Genomic DNA, 17,317 nt, shown 5'->3' with positions numbered 1-17,317 from the left:
AAAACTCGACCTGTTCGAATCACTGCGGGAGCGGGCACGCCCGCTCCTGCGGCCTGATGGCGTTCGGCCGTTTCATGTACGCGTGATATCGTTCCCCTCTCAGCCATCAGCGCCTCCAGAGACCTTCCGATGCTCAACACCGCCCATCTCCATCCTGGCTTCATGATCGTCCACGGCAACCGCCTCGACGACCTGCGTAGCCTGGTAGTGAGCTGGATGCGTCGCTACCCGCTGGCGCCTCTGGAAAACGAAATTGCCCTGGTGCAAAGCAATGGCATCGCCCAATGGCTCAAGCTGGCCCTGGCTGAAGATCCGCTGGAAGATGACCAAGGCGGCTGCGGCATCGCCGCTGCAATCGATGTACAACTTCCCGGTAGCTTTATGTGGCAGCTCTACCGCAGCGTGCTTGGCCGTAGCGAAATTCCCGAAGTGTCTCTGCTCGACAAGGCACCACTGACCTGGCGGCTGATGCGCCTGTTGCCAGCGCTCATCGAGCGCCCGCATTTCGAGCCACTGCGGCGCTTCCTCACCGACGACAGTGACTTGCGCAAGCGCTACCAGCTCGCCGAGCGCCTGGCCGACCTGTTCGACCAGTACCAGGTCTACCGTGCCGATTGGCTCAAGGACTGGGCCACTGGTGAGCACGCCATCAACACGGCCCGCGGCGAGCGCAAAGTTTTGCCGCCAGGCAACCGCTGGCAAGCCGAGTTGTGGCGAGCATTGCTGGAGGATGTTGGCGAGCAAGGCATGGCGCAAAGCCGCGCCGGGGTACACCAACGTTTCATCGAGCGCATCAACAGCCTGGAGCAGGCGCCTGCAGGGCTGCCACCGAGGGTGATCGTGTTCGGTATCTCTTCGCTGCCGGCCCAGGCCCTGGAAGCGCTGGCAGGCCTGTCGCGTTTCAGTCAGGTATTGCTGTGCGTACACAACCCATGCCGCCACCACTGGGCCGATATCGTCGCCGACAAGGACCTGCTGCGCCACCAGTACAAACGCCAGCAACGCAAGCAAGGCATGCCCCTGCAACTGGACGACCAGACGCTGCACCAGCATGCCCACCCGTTGCTGGCAGCCTGGGGTAAACAAGGCCGCGACTACATCAACCTGCTCGACAGCGATGATGACCCAGGCAGCTATCAGGGCGTGTTCAGCGACGGCCGCATCGACCTGTTCAGCGACGGTTCGCCCACCACGCTGCTCAACGAACTGCAGGACGACATCCTGGAATTGCGCCCGCTCGCCGAGAGCCGCGAACGGTGGCCGCCAGTCGACACCACAAAAGACCGCTCGATCCGCTTCCATATCGCGCACAGCCCGCAACGTGAAGTGGAGATCCTCCACGACCAGCTGTTGGCCCGCTTCAGCGCCGACCCGACTTTGCGCCCGCGCGACGTGATCGTCATGCTGCCGGACATCGACACTTATGCGCCGCATATCCGCGCCGTCTTCGGCCAGTTGCAGCGCAACGACCCGCGCTACATCCCGTTCACCCTGACAGACCAAGGCCAGCGTGGTCGCGAGCCTTTGCTGATTGCGCTTGAGCACCTGCTCAAACTGCCTGACAGCCGCTTCGCGGTCAGCGAAGTGCTCGACCTGCTGGACGTGCCGGCAGTCCGCGCCCGCTTCGGCATCCGCGAAAACGACCTGCCCACGCTGCACCGCTGGATCGAGGGCGCTGGCATCCGTTGGGGCCTTGACGCCGAGCAGCGGGCGAGCCTGGGCTTGCCCGCCGGGCTTGAACAGAACAGTTGGCGTTTCGGCCTGCGCCGCATGCTGTTGGGTTATGCCGTGGGGGTGGGTGAGGCCTGTGATGGCATTGAACCCTACGATGAAATCGGTGGCCTGGACGCGGCACTGATCGGCCCGCTGGTCGCGTTGCTCGATGCGCTCGAAGTCGCCTGCCAGGCCCTGTCCGAGCCTGCCACCGTCAGCCAGTGGGGCGAGCGACTACATGCCTTGCTGCACGTGTTCTTCCTCGCCGAGGACGAGGGTGATGAATTCCTGTTGATGCAGTTGCAGGATCTGCGTGATAGCTGGCTTGAGGTGTGCGAGACCGTCGGCCTGCACGACCCCCTACCGCTTACCGTGGTGCGTGAAGCCTGGCTGTCGGGCCTCGATCAGGGCAAGCTGTCGCAACGTTTCCTCGCCGGCTCGGTCAACTTCTGCACACTCATGCCCATGCGCGCGATCCCGTTCAGGGTGGTCTGCCTGCTGGGCATGAACGATGGCGACTACCCGCGTGCGCAGCCACCGCTAGACTTCGACCTGATGGCCAGCGACTATCGCCCCGGCGACCGCTCACGCCGCGAAGACGACCGTTACCTGTTGCTTGAAGCGCTACTGTCAGCACGTGATCAACTGTATGTCAGCTGGGTCGGGCGCAGTATCCGCGACAATAGCGAACGCCCGGCCTCGGTGCTGATCGGCCAGTTGCGCGATCACATCGCTGCGGGTTGGCATTTGGCCGACGCGCAGCAGGGCCAGCCCGCGAAACCGGGCGAGCAACTGTTGCACGCACTGACCCAGGAGCACCCGCTGCAGCCGTTCAGCCCTCGGTACTTCCAGAAGGGCAGCCCACTGTTCAGCTATGCCCATGAATGGCAGGTGCTGCACCAGCAGGGTGAGGCAGACGAGCAGAGCGAGCTGGGCTTGCCGCCTTATCAGGACGCTGAAGCCCTGAGTCTGCACCAGCTGAATGACTTCTTGCGCCATCCGGTACGGCACTTCTTCAGCCAGCGTTTGAAGGTGTACTTTGAGGCGCTGGAAGCGCCGACCCCGGACGAAGAGCCCTTCGTCCTCGATACCCTGCAACGCTACGGCGCCAGTGAAAGCCTGCTTGGCGCCGCCTTGGCCGAACCGGACAACGCCGAACAGGCCTTGCGCGCCCAGGCCCGACGGCTGCAGGCCTGCGGTTTGCTGCCGCTAGCAGGTTTCGGCGAACTGCTGCAAAACGAGTTGATCGAACCGCTGCCGGACCTGCTGCAACGTCACCAGCAATTGCTGCAACGCTGGCCACAGCTGGTCGAGGGCGCTTTGCCGGTGCATTTCGAGCACGGTCAGCACCGTCTGGAGGGCTGGCTGGGGCGGGTGTTCCAGGCGGAAGATCAGAGCCTTCTCAGCATCACCACAGTACCCAACACCATCAGTGCCGGGCGCAACAACCTCAAGTGGCACCGCCTTATCGCGCCCTGGGTTACGCATTTGGCGGCCTGTGCAGCGGGCTACCCCTATAACAGTGCATTGGTAGCCAGTGACCTGACCCTGTTGCTTGCACCGCTGCCGCAAGCGCTGGCCGCGCAACTGCTGGGCGACCTGTTGGTGGCCCGTCAGGCGGCAATGAATGCGCCGTTGCCAGTCGCGGCCAAGACCGCGTTCGCCTGGTTGGCCCAGGACGATGCCGTTAAAGCCATGGCCGCAGCAGCTCGCGCCTACGAAGGCGACGAACGCACCAGCTTTGGCGAGCGGAGTGAAAGCATTGCCTTGGCCCGCCAGTTCCGGGACTTTGCAGCACTCACTGCTGACGAAACGTTTGAAGGCTGGTGCGAAACCTTGTATCGCCCGTTGTTCACCGCCCCTTGGCAGACCTTGGGCAACCCGGAGAAAGGCGCATGACCCAGGACCGTCCTCTGGCACTGAGTTTCCCCCTGCACGGTAGCCAGCTGATCGAGGCCAGCGCCGGCACGGGCAAGACCTTCACCATTTCGGCGCTGTACCTGCGCCTGATCCTCGGTCACGGTGGCGAACAGGGCTTCGAGCGCGAGCTGCTGCCACCGCAGATCCTCGTGGTGACCTTCACCGACGCCGCCACCAAAGAGCTGCGCGAGCGTATCCGCGCCCGCCTGGCTGAAGCCGCACGGTTCTTCCGTGGCGAGCTGGAAGGCGCCGATCCGCTGTTGCACCAACTGCGTGACGATTACCCACAAGAGACTTGGCCGCGTTGCGCCGGCCGGTTGGAAATCGCCGTGCAGTGGATGGACGAGGCTGCGGTATCGACCATCCATGGCTGGTGCCAGCGCATGCTGCGCGAGCATGCCTTCGACAGCGGCAGCCTGTTCACCCAGACCCTGGAAACCGACCACAGCGAGTTGTTGGGCCAGGTCATGCGCGATTACTGGCGGCGCTTCTGCTATGGGATGCAAGGTGACGCACTGGCCTGGGTGCGCGGCAACTGGGGGAGCCCCGACGCTTTGCTGCCACGCATTCGCCCACTGTTCGGCCGTGTGCGCGCCCAGCAGAATGGGCCAGAGCCCGCTGCGTTGATCCAGGCATCGCTGCAGCAACGTGGCGCACAGTTGGCCCGGATCAAGGCGCCATGGGCACAGTGGGCCGAGGAACTGCGGCAAATCTGCCGCGATGCGCTGGCCGCCAAACAGGTCGACGGCCGCAAGATGCAAGCCCGTTACTTCGAGCCCTGGTTCGACAAGCTCTGCGCTTGGGCCAGCGATGAGCAACTGGTAGAGCTCGACTTGGGCACTGGCTTTACGCGGCTGACCCCGACGGGCATGGCCGAGGCCTGGAAGGGAGAGCCTCCCGAGCACCCAGCCCTCAACGCCATGCAGCACTTGCAGCAGCAACTGCAGGCACTGGACAGCCCGGATGCTCCGCTGCTCGAGCACGCCGCCAGTTGGGTATCGGCGCGTTTCGAAGTGGAGAAGCGCCGGCGTGCAGAAATGGGCTTCGACGACATGCTCGTGCGCTTGCAGCACGCGCTCGCCAGCGAGGCCGGCGAGCGCCTGGCCAGCCTGATCCGTGAGCAGTTCCCGGTAGCGCTGATCGACGAATTCCAGGACACCGACCCGGTTCAGTACGGCATTTTCGAGCGCATCTACCAGATCAGCGAAAACCGCGCAGAAACCGGCCTGTTCATGATCGGCGACCCCAAGCAGGCGATCTACGCCTTCCGGGGTGCCGACATCTACACCTACCTTGCCGCGCGACGCGCTACCAGCGGCCGCCTGCACAGCCTGGACACCAACTACCGCTCCAGCAAAGCCATGGTGGCGGCGGTCAACCAGGTGTTCCTGCAGGCCGAGGCGCGTGAAGCGGGGCGGGGTGCATTCCTGTTCCGCGAGGCCGATGACAACCCGCTGCCATTCATCGAGGTGCGCGCCAAGGGGCGTGGCGAACAGCTGCTGATTGACGGTGAAGTCAGTGCAGCCCTGCAATGCTGGCAGCTGGAAAGTGAAGAGCCAGTCTCCAGCAGCGTTTACCGCCAGCAACTGGCCGCCAGTTGCGCCAGCCATATTGTGGCCTTGCTCAATGGCGGCCAGCAGGGCACGGCGGGTTTCCAGAATGCCGAAGGCGAATTGCGCGCTTGCTTGCCCTCGGACATCGCCATCCTGGTGCGCGATGGTCATGAGGCGCAGATGGTCCGCGCCGAACTGGCCGCACGCGGGGTGCGCAGCGTCTACCTGTCTGACAAGGACTCGGTGTTTGCCGCCCAGGAAGCCCACGACCTGCTGGCCTGGCTGAAGGCCTGCGCCGAGCCTGACTCAGAGCGCCTGCTCAAGGCTGCTTTGGCCAGCCTTACACTGGGCCTGTCGCTGGCTGCGCTGGACCGGCTTAACCAGGACGAGCGGGTCTGGGAAAGCTGGGTGATGCGTTTTCGCCTGTACCGCGACACCTGGCAGCGCCAGGGGGTGTTGCCGATGTTGCGCCACTTGCTGCATGACTTCCAGCTACCGCGCACGCTGATCCGCCGCAGTGATGGCGAGCGGGTGCTGACCAACCTGCTGCACCTGGCCGAGCTGCTGCAGCAGGCCGCCGGCGAGCTGGACGGCGAACAGGCGCTTATCCGCCACCTGGCCGAGCACCTCGCCAGTTCCGGTCAGGCCGGTGAAGAGCAGATCCTGCGCCTGGAGAGCGACGAACAGTTGGTCAAGGTGGTGACCATCCACAAGTCCAAGGGCCTGGAATATCCCTTGGTCTACCTGCCATTCATCTGCACCAGCAAACCGGTGGATGGTAGCCGTCTGCCGCTGGCCTGGCATGACAGCGAAGGTAATGCCCACCTCACCCTCACACCCGATCAGGAGCAGATAGAGCGAGCTGACGACGAGCGCCTGGCCGAAGACCTGCGCCTGCTCTACGTGGCCCTGACCCGCGCCCAGCATGCTTGCTGGCTGGGTGTTGCCGACCTCAAGCGCGGTAATTTGAAGAGCTCGCAGCTGCACCGCTCGGCGTTTGGCTACCTGCTGGGGGGCGGCCTTGCCTTGGCTGGTTCGGCGCAGCTGACGGACTGGTTGCAGGCTCTGGCGGCAAGTTGCCCGCACATCAGTTGCCCAGGCCTGCCGCAGGCGGATGAGCAGATGTATCGCATGCCACACGCCGAACGTGAGCTGTTGCCAGCACGCAGGCCACGCCATGCGGCTGCCGAGCACTGGTGGATCGCTTCGTACAGTGCCCTTCGTGTCGGCGACCAGACACTCGGCGCCGACAGCTCGCAGGCCCAGCAACTGCTGGATGACGAGGTGCCCGATGCCCAGGTGTTGCGCGAGGTCCCGGCCGACAGCGGCGATATCCATCGCTTCCCACGGGGGCCTAACCCCGGCACCTTCCTCCATGGTTTGCTGGAGTGGGCAGGTCGTGAGGGCTTCAGCGAGGTCAGCGCTAACCCTCAACTGATCGAGCTCACCGTTGGCCAGCGCTGCAACCGCCGTGACTGGGCCGGCTGGATCCCCACCCTGAGCCACTGGATGCAGCGTTTGCTGGGCGAGGCGTTGCCGCTGCCGGGCAGCGACCAGAGCGTAACGCTGGGCCAGCTGCGTCATTACCAGATCGAAATGGAATTCTGGTTCGCTAGCCACCGGGTCGACGCAGAACAACTCGATCGCCTGGTGGCCCGCCACACCCACCCCGGTCTGGCGCGCCCAGCAGCGCAGCCGACAGTGCTCAACGGCATATTCAAAGGGTTCATCGACCTGGCGTTCGAGCTGGACGGGCGTTACTACGTGACCGACTACAAGTCCAACTGGCTGGGTGCGGACATCCAGGCCTACGATGCCATGGCCATGGAAAAGGCGATTCTTGAGCACCGCTACGACCTGCAGTATGTGCTGTACCTGCTGGCCCTGCACCGGCAGTTGCGCGCGCGGCTGGCGGACTACGATTATGACCGCCATGTTGGCGGCGCCCTGTTCATCTTCCTGCGCGGTGCCAGCAGCAGCGGCCACGGCGTGTACCACGCCAAGCCACCGCGTGAGCTGATCGAAAGCCTCGATGCACTGTTCCGTGGCGAGCACGCGCCGGTACAGCAGGACCTGTTTGCCGGAGTTGCGCCATGAGCCGAAGCCTTGTCGACCTGTTGCCCACCCCGTTGCACGCAGAGCACCTGCTGGCGCTGGCACCACAGCACAACAGCGCTGATCTGCTGCAATTACTCGACCGCTGGGTTGAGCGGGGCTGGCTACGTGCCCTGGACCGCGCGTTCGTGTCGTTCCTGGAGGAGCGTGCCCCCGGCAGTGATCCCTTACTATTGCTGGCAGCGGCGCTGGCCAGCCACCAACTGGGGCACGGACATGTCTGCCTCGACCTGCAACAAACCTTGGCCGAGCCGGATTTCGCCCTCTCGTTGCCGCCGGAAGGTGACGCCCTTATCGGCCCTTTGCTACTGCCATCGCAACTGCTGGCCAACCTTGACTTGAATGCCTGGCTTCAGCGCATCAGCGCCAGCCCGCTGGTGGCCGCAGGTGATACGCCTGGCCAGCAAGCGCGGCCACTGGTACGCAGTGGCGAGCGCCTTTACCTGCGCCGTTACTGGAGTTACGAGCGGCGCATCGACCAGGCCCTGCGCCAGCGCCTGAGTCAGGCCGAAGCACCGCCTGCGGACCTGCCAGAGCGCCTGGCGCAACTGTTCGAGGGCGGTGCGCCAGCTGGCCAGGTGGACTGGCAGAAGCTCGCCTGCGCCTTGGCCACCCGGGCCGGTTTCAGCATCATCACTGGCGGACCCGGCACCGGCAAGACGACCACCGTGGTGCGCCTGCTGGCGTTGCTGCAGGCGCCGGCAGTGGAGCAGGGCAGGCCACTGCGCATCCGCCTGGCTGCGCCGACCGGCAAGGCCGCTGCGCGCCTGACCGAATCCATTGGCCAGCAAGTCGAGCGCCTGCAAGTCAGCGCCGAAGTACGCGGGCAAATCCCCACTGAAGTCAGCACCGTGCATCGCCTGCTCGGCAGCCGCCCGGGCTCGCGGCATTTCCGCCATCATGCTGGCAACCCGTTACCGTTGGACGTGCTGGTGGTCGACGAAGCGTCGATGATCGACCTGGAAATGATGGCCAACCTGCTCGATGCCTTGCCGCCGCGGGCGCGTCTGGTGCTGCTGGGCGACAAGGACCAGTTGGCCTCGGTCGAGGCCGGCGCGGTGCTGGGTGACCTGTGCCGGGATGCTGAGGAGGGCTTTTACTCGCCGGCGACTGCAGCGTGGCTTCAGCAGGTCAGTGGCGAGTCGCTGGCCGGCAGTGGCCTCAAGGCCGGCGATGAGCAGCGTCACCCGCTGGCCCAGCAGGTGGTGATGCTGCGTTTTTCACGGCGTTTCGGTGAAGGCAGCGGAATTGGCCAGCTGGCCAGACTGGTCAATCGTCAGGACGCTCACGCGGCGCGCAACCTGCTGGCCGCGCCGCCTGCCGACGTGCACAGCCTGTCGCTCAAGCACGAACAGGATCGTGCGTTCGACCGCCTGTTACTCGACGGCCTGAACCGCGGTACCGATGGACCGCAAGGCTACCGCAGCTACCTGCGCACCCTTGGCCGTTACCGGCCGGCACTTGATACCGCCTTTGACGACCCCGCCTGGGAGCAATGGGCGGGCAAGGTGTTGCGCAGTTTCGAGGATTTCCAGTTGCTGTGCGCGGTGCGCCGGGGCGCCTGGGGTGTCGAAGGCCTCAACGAGCGGGTGGCGCGGGTGCTGCACAATGCCGGTCTGATCGACAGTCATCAGCCCTGGTACGAAGGGCGCCCGGTGTTGGTGACCCGCAACGACTACGGCCTTGGCCTGATGAACGGTGACATCGGTATTGCCCTGCGCCTGCCGGATGAGCATGGCCAGCCGCTGCTGCGTGTGGCGTTCCCGCGCAACGACGGCAGTGGTGGTGTGCGATTCGTTCTGCCGAGCCGGCTCAACGAAGTGGAAACGGTGTTCGCCATGACCGTGCACAAGTCGCAAGGCTCGGAGTTCAGCCACACAGCCCTGGTGCTGCCGGAGGCGCTCAACCCGGTGCTGACCAAGGAACTGGTGTACACCGGCATCACTCGGGCCAAGCACTGCTTCAGCCTGGTCGAGCCACGGCAAGGCATTTTCGAAGAAGCGGTGGCGCGCAAAGTACGGCGTATTTCCGGGTTGATGCTCGAGCAGGTCTAGGGCCATGAGACCCATTACACGTGGCTGCAGGCTCATACAATAAAGCGGCCATGTGCTATCGTTGCGCCGATATCGGAAGGGGCTTAAAGGGATTTCCCACATGAACGTGGCCGCAAGGCGAGTGACAAGCTGTGCGCTTTCGCTATTGCTGGCCGTCCTGTTCCTTTCTGCAGGCGCTGCCCAGGCAGACCCCGGCACAACCTCCGCCCAGGTACAGCAACGCGCCAAGGCGGTCACCCAGGTAGTATTGGGTATCTTCAGTTACGCCCGCTGGCCCGTCGATCCTTATCCTTTACGCCTGTGCCTGGTCGGCCCGACCGAGTACGCCGACGATCTCATCAAGGGCCATGTCCAGGCGTCTGGCAGACCGCTGCAGGTGCGGCGCCTGCTGGCAGAGGACACCCAAGTCGCCCAGGCCTGCGATGCCCTCTACATTGGCAAGCTTGACCAGGGCCAGCGCGATCGGCTGTTCCAGCGTATCGGCGGCCACCCGGTGCTGAGCATCAGCGAGGCGGATGACCCCTGCACGGTCGGCAGCCTGTTCTGCCTGCGGGTCAGCGACCAGCAGGTGGCCTTTGAAGTCAATCTCGACTCGGTGGCACGCTCTGGCGTGCGCATTCACCCCAGCGTGCTGCAATTGTCGCGGCGCCGGGCGGAGCAGCCATGAAGCCGACCCGCAAGCGTACCGTGCGCCCGACCCTGCGATCGGTGCTAGGCCGTGGCCACCTCAGCGTCGCCCTGCTTGCCGTTGGCCTGGCGGGTATCTCCCTCACCCTGCTGGGCGTGCTCGCCCTGCGTGTCTATGCCAACCATAACCTGCAGTTGATCGCCCGCTCGATCAACTACACGGTAGAGGCAGCGGTGGTGTTCGATGACAGCGCCGCCGCCAATGAATCGCTGGCGCTGATTGCCAGTACCGAAGAAGTGGCCGAGGCCAAGGTCTTCAACAACGAGGGCGAGCAACTGGCGCACTGGCAACGCGACAATACGGGCATGCTCGCGCAGCTGGAGGTGCAGGTTGCCAGCGCCTTGCTGGATGAGCCGGTCATGTTGCCGATCGTGCACCAACAACAGCAGGTCGGGCACATCGAGCTGGCAGGCCAGGGCAGGAGCCTGTTGCTGTTCCTGCTCAGTGGCTTGGCCGGTATCCTGTTCTGCACGGTCCTCAGCGCCTTGGCTGCCCAGTATCTGTCGCGGCGCCTGCTCAACGATATCACCCGCCCGCTGCGTGGCCTGGCCAGTGTCGCCCATGCCGCCCGCCGCGAGCGCAGCTTCGACCGGCGCGTGCCAGAAGCGCCGATTGCCGAGCTGAACGAGCTGGGTAACGACTTCAATGCCCTGCTGGATGAACTGGAGGTGTGGCATAGTCACCTGCAGAGCGAAAACCAGACCCTGGCCCATCAGGCCAGCCACGACAGCCTGACCGGCTTGCCCAACCGCGCCTTCTTTGAAGGGCGCCTAAGCCGCAGCGTGCTGAATGCGGCGCGTCAGCAGGACCACCTGGCACTGCTGTTCCTCGACAGCGACCACTTCAAGCAGATCAACGACACCCTCGGCCACGCCGTGGGTGACGAGGTGTTGATCAGCGTGGCCGAACGTGTGCGCGCCCAGCTGCGCGAGCAAGACCTGGTGGCGCGCCTGGGGGGCGACGAGTTTGCTGTGCTGCTGACGCCTTTGCATACGCGCAAGGACGCCGAACACATTGCCGAGAAGATCGTTGCCAGCATGAAGCTGCCGGTGCAACTGGACAGTGGCCGCAGTGTCTCCACCTCGCTAAGTGTCGGAATTGCCTATTACCCGGATGACGGCGCTGACCCCGCCAGTCTTCTGAATGCCGCCGATGCGGCAATGTACCAGGCCAAGCGCAAACGCCGTGGCCATTGGCAAGTGGCGCAGATGGAACGGTCCGCCAACGAAATCAGGAACAGGAGTTGAACCCGTGATGCAAGCTTTACGTTTTCCGCTTTGGGCCTTGTTGCTCGCCCTGCTGGCGCTGACGGGGTGCCAGAGCGCCCCCCCGAAAGGCCTTACCCCAGAACAGATTGCCGTGCTCAAGCGCGAAGGTTTCACCCCGACCGATGAAGGTTGGGCCTACGACTTGTCTGGCAAAGTGCTGTTCGGCAGCGATCTGGACAGCCTCAACGGCCAGAGCCAGGCGATTGTCGAGCGCATCGGCAAGGCGCTGCTCGGCGTTGGTATCCAGGGCGTGCGGGTGGACGGGCATGCCGACTCGTCGGGCAAAGCAGCGTACAACCAGCAGCTGTCCGAGCGCCGCGCGCAGAGCGTGACCAAAGCGCTGGTCGGGGTTGGCATGCAGGCGCAGAACATTCAGAGCCGTGGCCTGGGCAGCAGCCAGCCGGTGGCGGACAACCGCACCAGTGCAGGGCGTACCGAGAACCGTCGGGTGTCCATTGTGGTTGCGTCCTACTGATCGTTGCCGCTCGGGCTGTCACATATCCCCTGTAGGCGCTGGCAACGCGGCCTGGCACCGGCTTCGCCGGTGTTCGCGGGCAAGCCCGCTCCCACAGGATCTGTGCTTGTCCTTGGAAGTGCGCAGCCCCATCAGTTACATATCCCCTGTGGGAGCGGGCGTGCCCGCGAAGCAGGCAACGCGCTGTCTGGCACCGGCTTCGCCGGTGTTCGCGGGCAAGCCCGCTATCACAGGATCTGTGCTTGTCCTTGGAAGTGCGCAGCCCCATCAGTCACATATCCCCTGTGGGAGCGGGCGTGCCCGCGAAGCAGGCAACGCGCTGTCTGGCACCGGCTTCGCCGGTGTTCGCGGGCAAGCCCGCTCCTACAGGGGCTGTGTTGCCTTCGGAAATGCGCAGGCCCATCAGTCCTGGGCAAAGCGCATCTCGCGGGTTTGCCCCATCAACAATGGCGCATTCGCCTCGGTCACCCCGCGGATGTAATCCCACAGCAGGGTAATGCGTTTCAACTTGCGCAAATCCTCCCGGCAATACATCCAGAACTGCCGCGTCACTTCGATCTCCTCCGGCAACACCGTGACCAATCGCGGGTCCTGCGCGGCGAGGAAGCACGGCAATATCGCCAGCCCACGCCCCTGCAGCGCTGCCGTGTACTGCGCGATCACGCTGGTACTGCGCAGATGCGCGCTGGCGTTGGGAATCAGGTTGGCCAGGTACAGCAGCTCGGAGCTGAACGCCAGGTCATCCACGTAACTGATGAAGGGGTGTTTGGCCAGATCCGTCACCTGGCGGACTGGCGTGTGGCTGTCCAGGTAGCCCTGGGTGGCATACAGCCGCAGGCGGTAGTCGCACAGCTTGCAGCACACATAAGGCCCGTGCTCGGGCCGCTCCAGCGCGATGACGATGTCCGCCTCACGCTTGGAGAGGCTGATGAAGTGCGGCAGCGGCAGGATGTCCACCGAAATCGCCGGGTAGGCGTCGACGAAGTGGCTTAGCTGCGGCGTGATGAAAAAGCTGCCAAAGCCTTCGGTGCAGCCCATGCGCACATGGCCCGACAACGCCACCCCCGACCCGGACACCTGCTCGCAAGCCATGTGCAGTGTGCTCTCGATCGATTCGGCATAGCCCAGCAGGCGCTGGCCCTCGGCGGTCAGCACAAAGCCGTTGGTCCGCGACTTTTCGAACAGCAAGGTGCCCAGCGCGCCCTCCAGCGAGCTGATGCGTCGCGACACGGTGGTGTAGTCCACGCTCAGCCGTTTGGCGGCACTGCTGGCCTTGCGGGTGCGAGCCACTTCGAGGAAGAACTTCAAATCGTCCCAGTTGAGCGCGCTCAGGGATGTGAGGTCTTTTTGCATGATGATCCGGTTTTTTTGTGCGTTCTTGTTGGATGTTTGCACATCTATACTCGAAACAAGCCTCAGGACGCCACCTCGCGTTTGCCCGGCGCTGGCGATCTCGTCCCGACAACAATTCCAAGGAGAACGCAGATGAACGCACCGCAATCCCCTAACAGCACCAAGGTCGAGCAGGTCAAGCTGCTGATCGACGGCCAGTGGGTCGAGTCCAAAACCACCGAATGGCGTGACATCGTCAACCCGGCCACCCAAGAGGTGCTGGCGCGCGTACCGTTCGCCACCGTCGAGGAAGTCGACGCAGCCGTGGCCGCTGCTCACCGCGCTTTCCAGACGTGGCGTAACACCCCGATCGGCGCGCGCATGCGCATCATGCTCAAGCTGCAGGCACTGATCCGCGAACACACCAAACGCATTGCCCAGGTGCTCAGCGCCGAGCAGGGCAAGACCCTGGCCGACGCTGAAGGCGATATCTTCCGCGGCCTGGAAGTGGTCGAGCATGCGGCGTCCATTGGCACCCTGCAGATGGGCGAATTTGCCGAGAACGTCGCCGGCGGTGTCGATACCTACACCCTGCGCCAGCCGATCGGCGTATGCGCTGGCATCACCCCGTTCAACTTCCCGGCAATGATCCCGCTGTGGATGTTCCCCATGGCCATCGTTTGCGGCAACACCTTCGTGCTCAAACCGTCCGAGCAGGACCCGCTGTCGACCATGCTGCTGGTCGAGCTGGCGCTGGAAGCTGGCGTACCGGCCGGCGTGCTGAACGTGGTGCACGGCGGCAAGCAGGTGGTGGATGCCATTTGCACCCACCAGGATATCAAGGCGATTTCCTTCGTTGGCTCTACTGAAGTCGGCACGCACGTGTACAACCTCGGCAGCCAGCATGGCAAGCGTGTGCAGTCGATGATGGGCGCCAAGAACCACGCGGTGGTGCTGCCTGATGCCAACCGCACGCAAACCATCAATGCGCTGGTCGGTGCTGCCTTTGGCGCGGCGGGCCAGCGCTGCATGGCCACCTCGGTGGCGGTGTTGGTGGGCAAGGCCCGCGAATGGTTGCCGGATATCAAGGAGGCTGCCAGCAAGCTCAAGGTCAATGCTGGCTGTGAGCCGGGCACCGACGTTGGCCCGGTGGTATCCAAGCGTGCCAAGGAGCGTGTGCTGGGCCTGATCGAAAGCGGTATCAAGGAAGGCGCCAAGCTGGAACTTGACGGCCGTGACGTCAAGGTGCCGGGCTACGAGCAAGGCAACTTCGTCGGCCCGACCCTGTTCTCGGGGGTGAAGACCGACATGCAGGTGTATACCCAGGAAATCTTCGGCCCGGTGCTGGTGACCCTGGAAGTCGATACGCTCGACGAGGCCATCGCCCTGGTCAACGCCAACCCGTTCGGCAACGGCACCGGCCTGTTCACCCAGAGCGGCGCTGCGGCCCGCAAGTTCCAGAGCGAAATCGATATTGGCCAGGTCGGCATCAACATCCCGATCCCGGTACCCGTCCCGTTCTTCAGCTTCACCGGCTCGCGGGGTTCCAAGCTCGGTGACCTCGGGCCGTACGGCAAGCAAGTGGTGCAGTTCTACACTCAGACCAAGACCGTCACTGCTCGCTGGTTCGATGACGACAGCGTCAACGACGGTGTGAACACCACCATTAGCCTGCGCTAAGGAGTACGTCATGCGTATCGCATTCATCGGCCTGGGCAACATGGGCGCGCCCATGGCCCGCAACCTGATCAAGGCCGGGCATCAGCTGAACCTGTTCGACCTGAACAAGGCCGTGCTGGCCGAGCTGGCAGAACTGGGCGGGCAGATCAGCCCCTCGCCCAAGGACGCGGCGGCCAACAGCGAGCTGGTGATCACCATGCTGCCGGCCGCAGCCCATGTGCGTAGCGTTTACTTGAACGAGGACGGCGTACTGGCCGGCATTCGTCCTGGCACGCCGACCGTTGACTGCAGCACCATCGACCCGCAGACCGCACGTGATGTGTCCAAGGCCGCAGCGGCAAAAGGTGTGGACATGGGGGATGCGCCGGTTTCCGGTGGTACTGGCGGCGCGGCGGCCGGCACCCTGACGTTCATGGTCGGCGCCAGTACCGAGTTGTTTGCGAGCCTCAAGCCGGTACTGGAGCAGATGGGCCGCAACATCGTGCACTGCGGGGAAGTCGGTACCGGCCAGATCGCCAAGATCTGCAATAACCTGCTGCTAGGCATTTCGATGATCGGCGTGTCCGAGGCCATGGCCCTGGGGAACGCGCTGGGTATCGATACCAAGGTGCTGGCCGGCATCATCAATAGTTCGACCGGGCGTTGCTGGAGCTCGGACACCTACAACCCGTGGCCGGGCATCATCGAAACCGCTCCGGCATCGCGTGGCTACACCGGTGGCTTTGGCGCCGAACTCATGCTCAAGGACCTCGGGCTGGCTACCGAAGCGGCACGCCAGGCACACCAACCGGTGATTCTCGGTGCCGTGGCCCAGCAGTTGTACCAGGCCATGAGCCTGCGAGGCGAGGGGGGCAAGGACTTCTCGGCCATCGTCGAGGGTTATCGCAAGAAGGAGTGATGCAAGAGGTGGACTTCATCGCGGGCCAGGTGGCCTTCCCTCTGTAACTGCGCACCAGAGGGAAGGGCGCCTGCTCCGCGATTTTTTTCGTCCACGCCCACAGGTATTGCGCGGCAGTGGTAGGAGCGGGTTCACCCGCGAATGCTGCAGAAACCTCACCGCCGCATTCGCAGGTAAACCCGCGCCTGCAAATTAGGCGAACACGAAATACTTACGTACAGTCTCGACCACTTCCCAGGTACCTTTCATGCCTGGCTCGATCACGAACACATCACCCGCTTTCAGGTGTTTCGGTTCTTCGCCTTCCGGGGTGATGATGCAATAGCCATCGAGGAAGTGGCAGAACTCCCATTTATCGTAGTTGACCTCGAACTTGCCCGGGGTGCAGATCCAGGTGCCCATGATCTTGCTGCCGTCGGCCGACAGGTAGGCATTGAGGTTGACGGTGTGCGGATCGCCGCCGATGCGCTTCCACTTGGTGGCGTCCACGACTGGCGTCGGGCAGGTTTCGCGCAGGACGGTGATGAAATCGGACATGGCACAACTCCTGGTGACTGGCTGAATGACTGGTCACCATAGGCCCAACGGCCGAGCCGCAGTTGCCTGGGCTCGACGTCCAGGTGTCTGACCGCGCTATGCCAGGCGGTTTACCTCGACAGTGATGTGCGCCAACTCTTCGTGCACGGCCAGGGCCTGGCGCACGCTGTCGGCGTTCAGCGCGGCGTGGGTGGCCAGACCAAGAATGCAGGCGTATTGGTCCTTGCCCACCCGCCACACGTGCAGGTCGGTGATGCTGGCCGGCACCGGCAACTGCGTGACCACTTCGCGGATTTCTTCCACCACTGGCGCGTCCATCTCCGCATCCAGCAGCACCCGCCCGGTATCGCGCAGCAGGCCGCGGGCCCACAGCGCCACCAGCAACGCACCCACCAGGCCCATGACTGGGTCGAGCCAGCTGGCGCCCCAGAACTTGCCGGCCAGCAGGGCCACGATTGCCAGCACCGACGTAGCGGCGTCGGCCATCACATGCAGGTAGGCCGAGCGCAGGTTCAAGTCGTGATGGTGGTAGTCAGGGTGATGATCGTCGCCATGGTGATCATGATGGTGATGGTCATCGCGCAGCAGCCAGGCGCAGATCAGGTTGACGGCCAGGCCCACCACCGCGATTAAGATTGCCTCGTCATAATGGATTGGTCCCGGTGCCAACAGCCGTTCCACCGACTGGAACACCATCAGCCCGGCCACGCCCAGCAAAAGCAAGGCGCTTGAGTAGCCGCCGAGAATCTCGATCTTCCAGGTGCCGAAGGCAAAGCGCCGGTCACCTGCATAGCGCCGAGCGGCAGCGTAGGCCAGCAAGGACAGGCCAAGTGCCAGAGCGTGGGAGCTCATGTGCCAGCCGTCGGCCAGCAGCGCCATGGAGTTGAAGTACCAGCCTCCGGCAACCTCCGCCACCATCATCACTGCGGTCAGCCAAACCGCCAGGCGGGTTTTGCGCTCAGCGCCCAGGTTGCTGGTGTGGAACTGGTGGCTGTGCTGCCAGCGGTCTGAGGTTTGTGTCGCCATGGTTTATCATGCTCCCGGAAGATCGAGAAGAATACTATACCCCAGTATACCTAGCATG

General features: G+C 63.9%; 11 protein-coding genes. 8 read left to right on the top strand and 3 right to left on the bottom strand.

All coding sequences use genetic code 11. The features are described from left to right. The first annotated feature begins 129 nt into the window (after nucleotides 1–129). From recC to ACF8FG_RS13455, 6 genes are all read left to right on the top strand, one after another. On the top strand, nucleotides 130–3,612 hold the full coding sequence (recC, locus tag ACF8FG_RS13480; RefSeq protein ID WP_392518856.1) for an exodeoxyribonuclease V subunit gamma: 3,483 nt from the start codon (nucleotides 130–132) through the stop codon (nucleotides 3,610–3,612). Then, the gene (recB, locus tag ACF8FG_RS13475) at nucleotides 3,609–7,283 is read left to right on the top strand and encodes an exodeoxyribonuclease V subunit beta (protein WP_318081794.1); all 3,675 of its coding nucleotides are present in this window, start codon (nucleotides 3,609–3,611) and stop codon (nucleotides 7,281–7,283) included. The genes recC and recB overlap by 4 nt, the downstream gene beginning before the upstream one ends. Continuing rightward, nucleotides 7,280–9,355 (top strand): exodeoxyribonuclease V subunit alpha, encoded by a 2,076-nt coding sequence (recD, locus tag ACF8FG_RS13470; protein WP_019438860.1) that lies wholly within the window; start codon nucleotides 7,280–7,282, stop codon nucleotides 9,353–9,355. Before recB ends, recD begins: the two co-directional genes overlap by 4 nt. 100 nt (nucleotides 9,356–9,455) lie before the next feature. After that, nucleotides 9,456–10,022, top strand: a complete 567-nt coding sequence (locus ACF8FG_RS13465) for a YfiR family protein (protein ID WP_076402264.1) — start codon at nucleotides 9,456–9,458, stop codon at nucleotides 10,020–10,022. Next, nucleotides 10,019–11,290 (top strand): diguanylate cyclase domain-containing protein, encoded by a 1,272-nt coding sequence (locus ACF8FG_RS13460; protein WP_135199301.1) that lies wholly within the window; start codon nucleotides 10,019–10,021, stop codon nucleotides 11,288–11,290. Before ACF8FG_RS13465 ends, ACF8FG_RS13460 begins: the two co-directional genes overlap by 4 nt. A gap of 4 nt (nucleotides 11,291–11,294) precedes the next feature. Further along, nucleotides 11,295–11,786: an OmpA family protein gene (locus tag ACF8FG_RS13455; RefSeq protein WP_019438858.1), complete on the top strand. Its 492-nt coding sequence runs from the start codon at nucleotides 11,295–11,297 to the stop codon at nucleotides 11,784–11,786. Between the two features lie 402 nt (nucleotides 11,787–12,188). Here ACF8FG_RS13455 and ACF8FG_RS13450 read toward each other — a convergent pair whose 3' ends face one another. Then, entirely contained in the window at nucleotides 12,189–13,139 is a 951-nt protein-coding gene (locus ACF8FG_RS13450; RefSeq protein ID WP_318081796.1) for a LysR family transcriptional regulator, read from the bottom strand. Between the two features lie 132 nt (nucleotides 13,140–13,271). On the opposite strand from ACF8FG_RS13450, the gene ACF8FG_RS13445 reads away from it, so the two are divergent. Together ACF8FG_RS13445 and mmsB are read left to right on the top strand one after the other, a co-directional pair. Further along, entirely contained in the window at nucleotides 13,272–14,798 is a 1,527-nt protein-coding gene (locus ACF8FG_RS13445; RefSeq protein ID WP_003251574.1) for a CoA-acylating methylmalonate-semialdehyde dehydrogenase, read from the top strand. Nucleotides 14,799–14,808: 10 nt separating this feature from the next. Beyond that, a complete protein-coding gene (gene mmsB / locus ACF8FG_RS13440) occupies nucleotides 14,809–15,696 on the top strand; it encodes a 3-hydroxyisobutyrate dehydrogenase (RefSeq protein WP_019438857.1) in 888 nt (295 codons plus the stop codon). 192 nt (nucleotides 15,697–15,888) lie between these two features. Here mmsB and ACF8FG_RS13435 read toward each other — a convergent pair whose 3' ends face one another. Both ACF8FG_RS13435 and dmeF read right to left on the bottom strand, forming a co-directional pair. Next, nucleotides 15,889–16,233 (bottom strand): cupin domain-containing protein, encoded by a 345-nt coding sequence (locus ACF8FG_RS13435; RefSeq protein ID WP_003251579.1) that lies wholly within the window; start codon nucleotides 16,231–16,233, stop codon nucleotides 15,889–15,891. Nucleotides 16,234–16,329: 96 nt separating this feature from the next. Then, complete coding sequence (gene dmeF, locus ACF8FG_RS13430) at nucleotides 16,330–17,259, bottom strand: CDF family Co(II)/Ni(II) efflux transporter DmeF (protein ID WP_070384346.1); 930 nt, start codon at nucleotides 17,257–17,259, stop codon at nucleotides 16,330–16,332. Nucleotides 17,260–17,317 lie beyond the last annotated feature (58 nt).

Source organism: Pseudomonas sp. YQ_6, assembly GCF_043103245.1.
In the GTDB taxonomy this organism is placed as follows: domain Bacteria; phylum Pseudomonadota; class Gammaproteobacteria; order Pseudomonadales; family Pseudomonadaceae; genus Aquipseudomonas; species Aquipseudomonas alloputida.
Note: the sequence above shows the minus strand (reverse complement) of the source record. Positions and strands in the feature narration are given on the sequence as shown.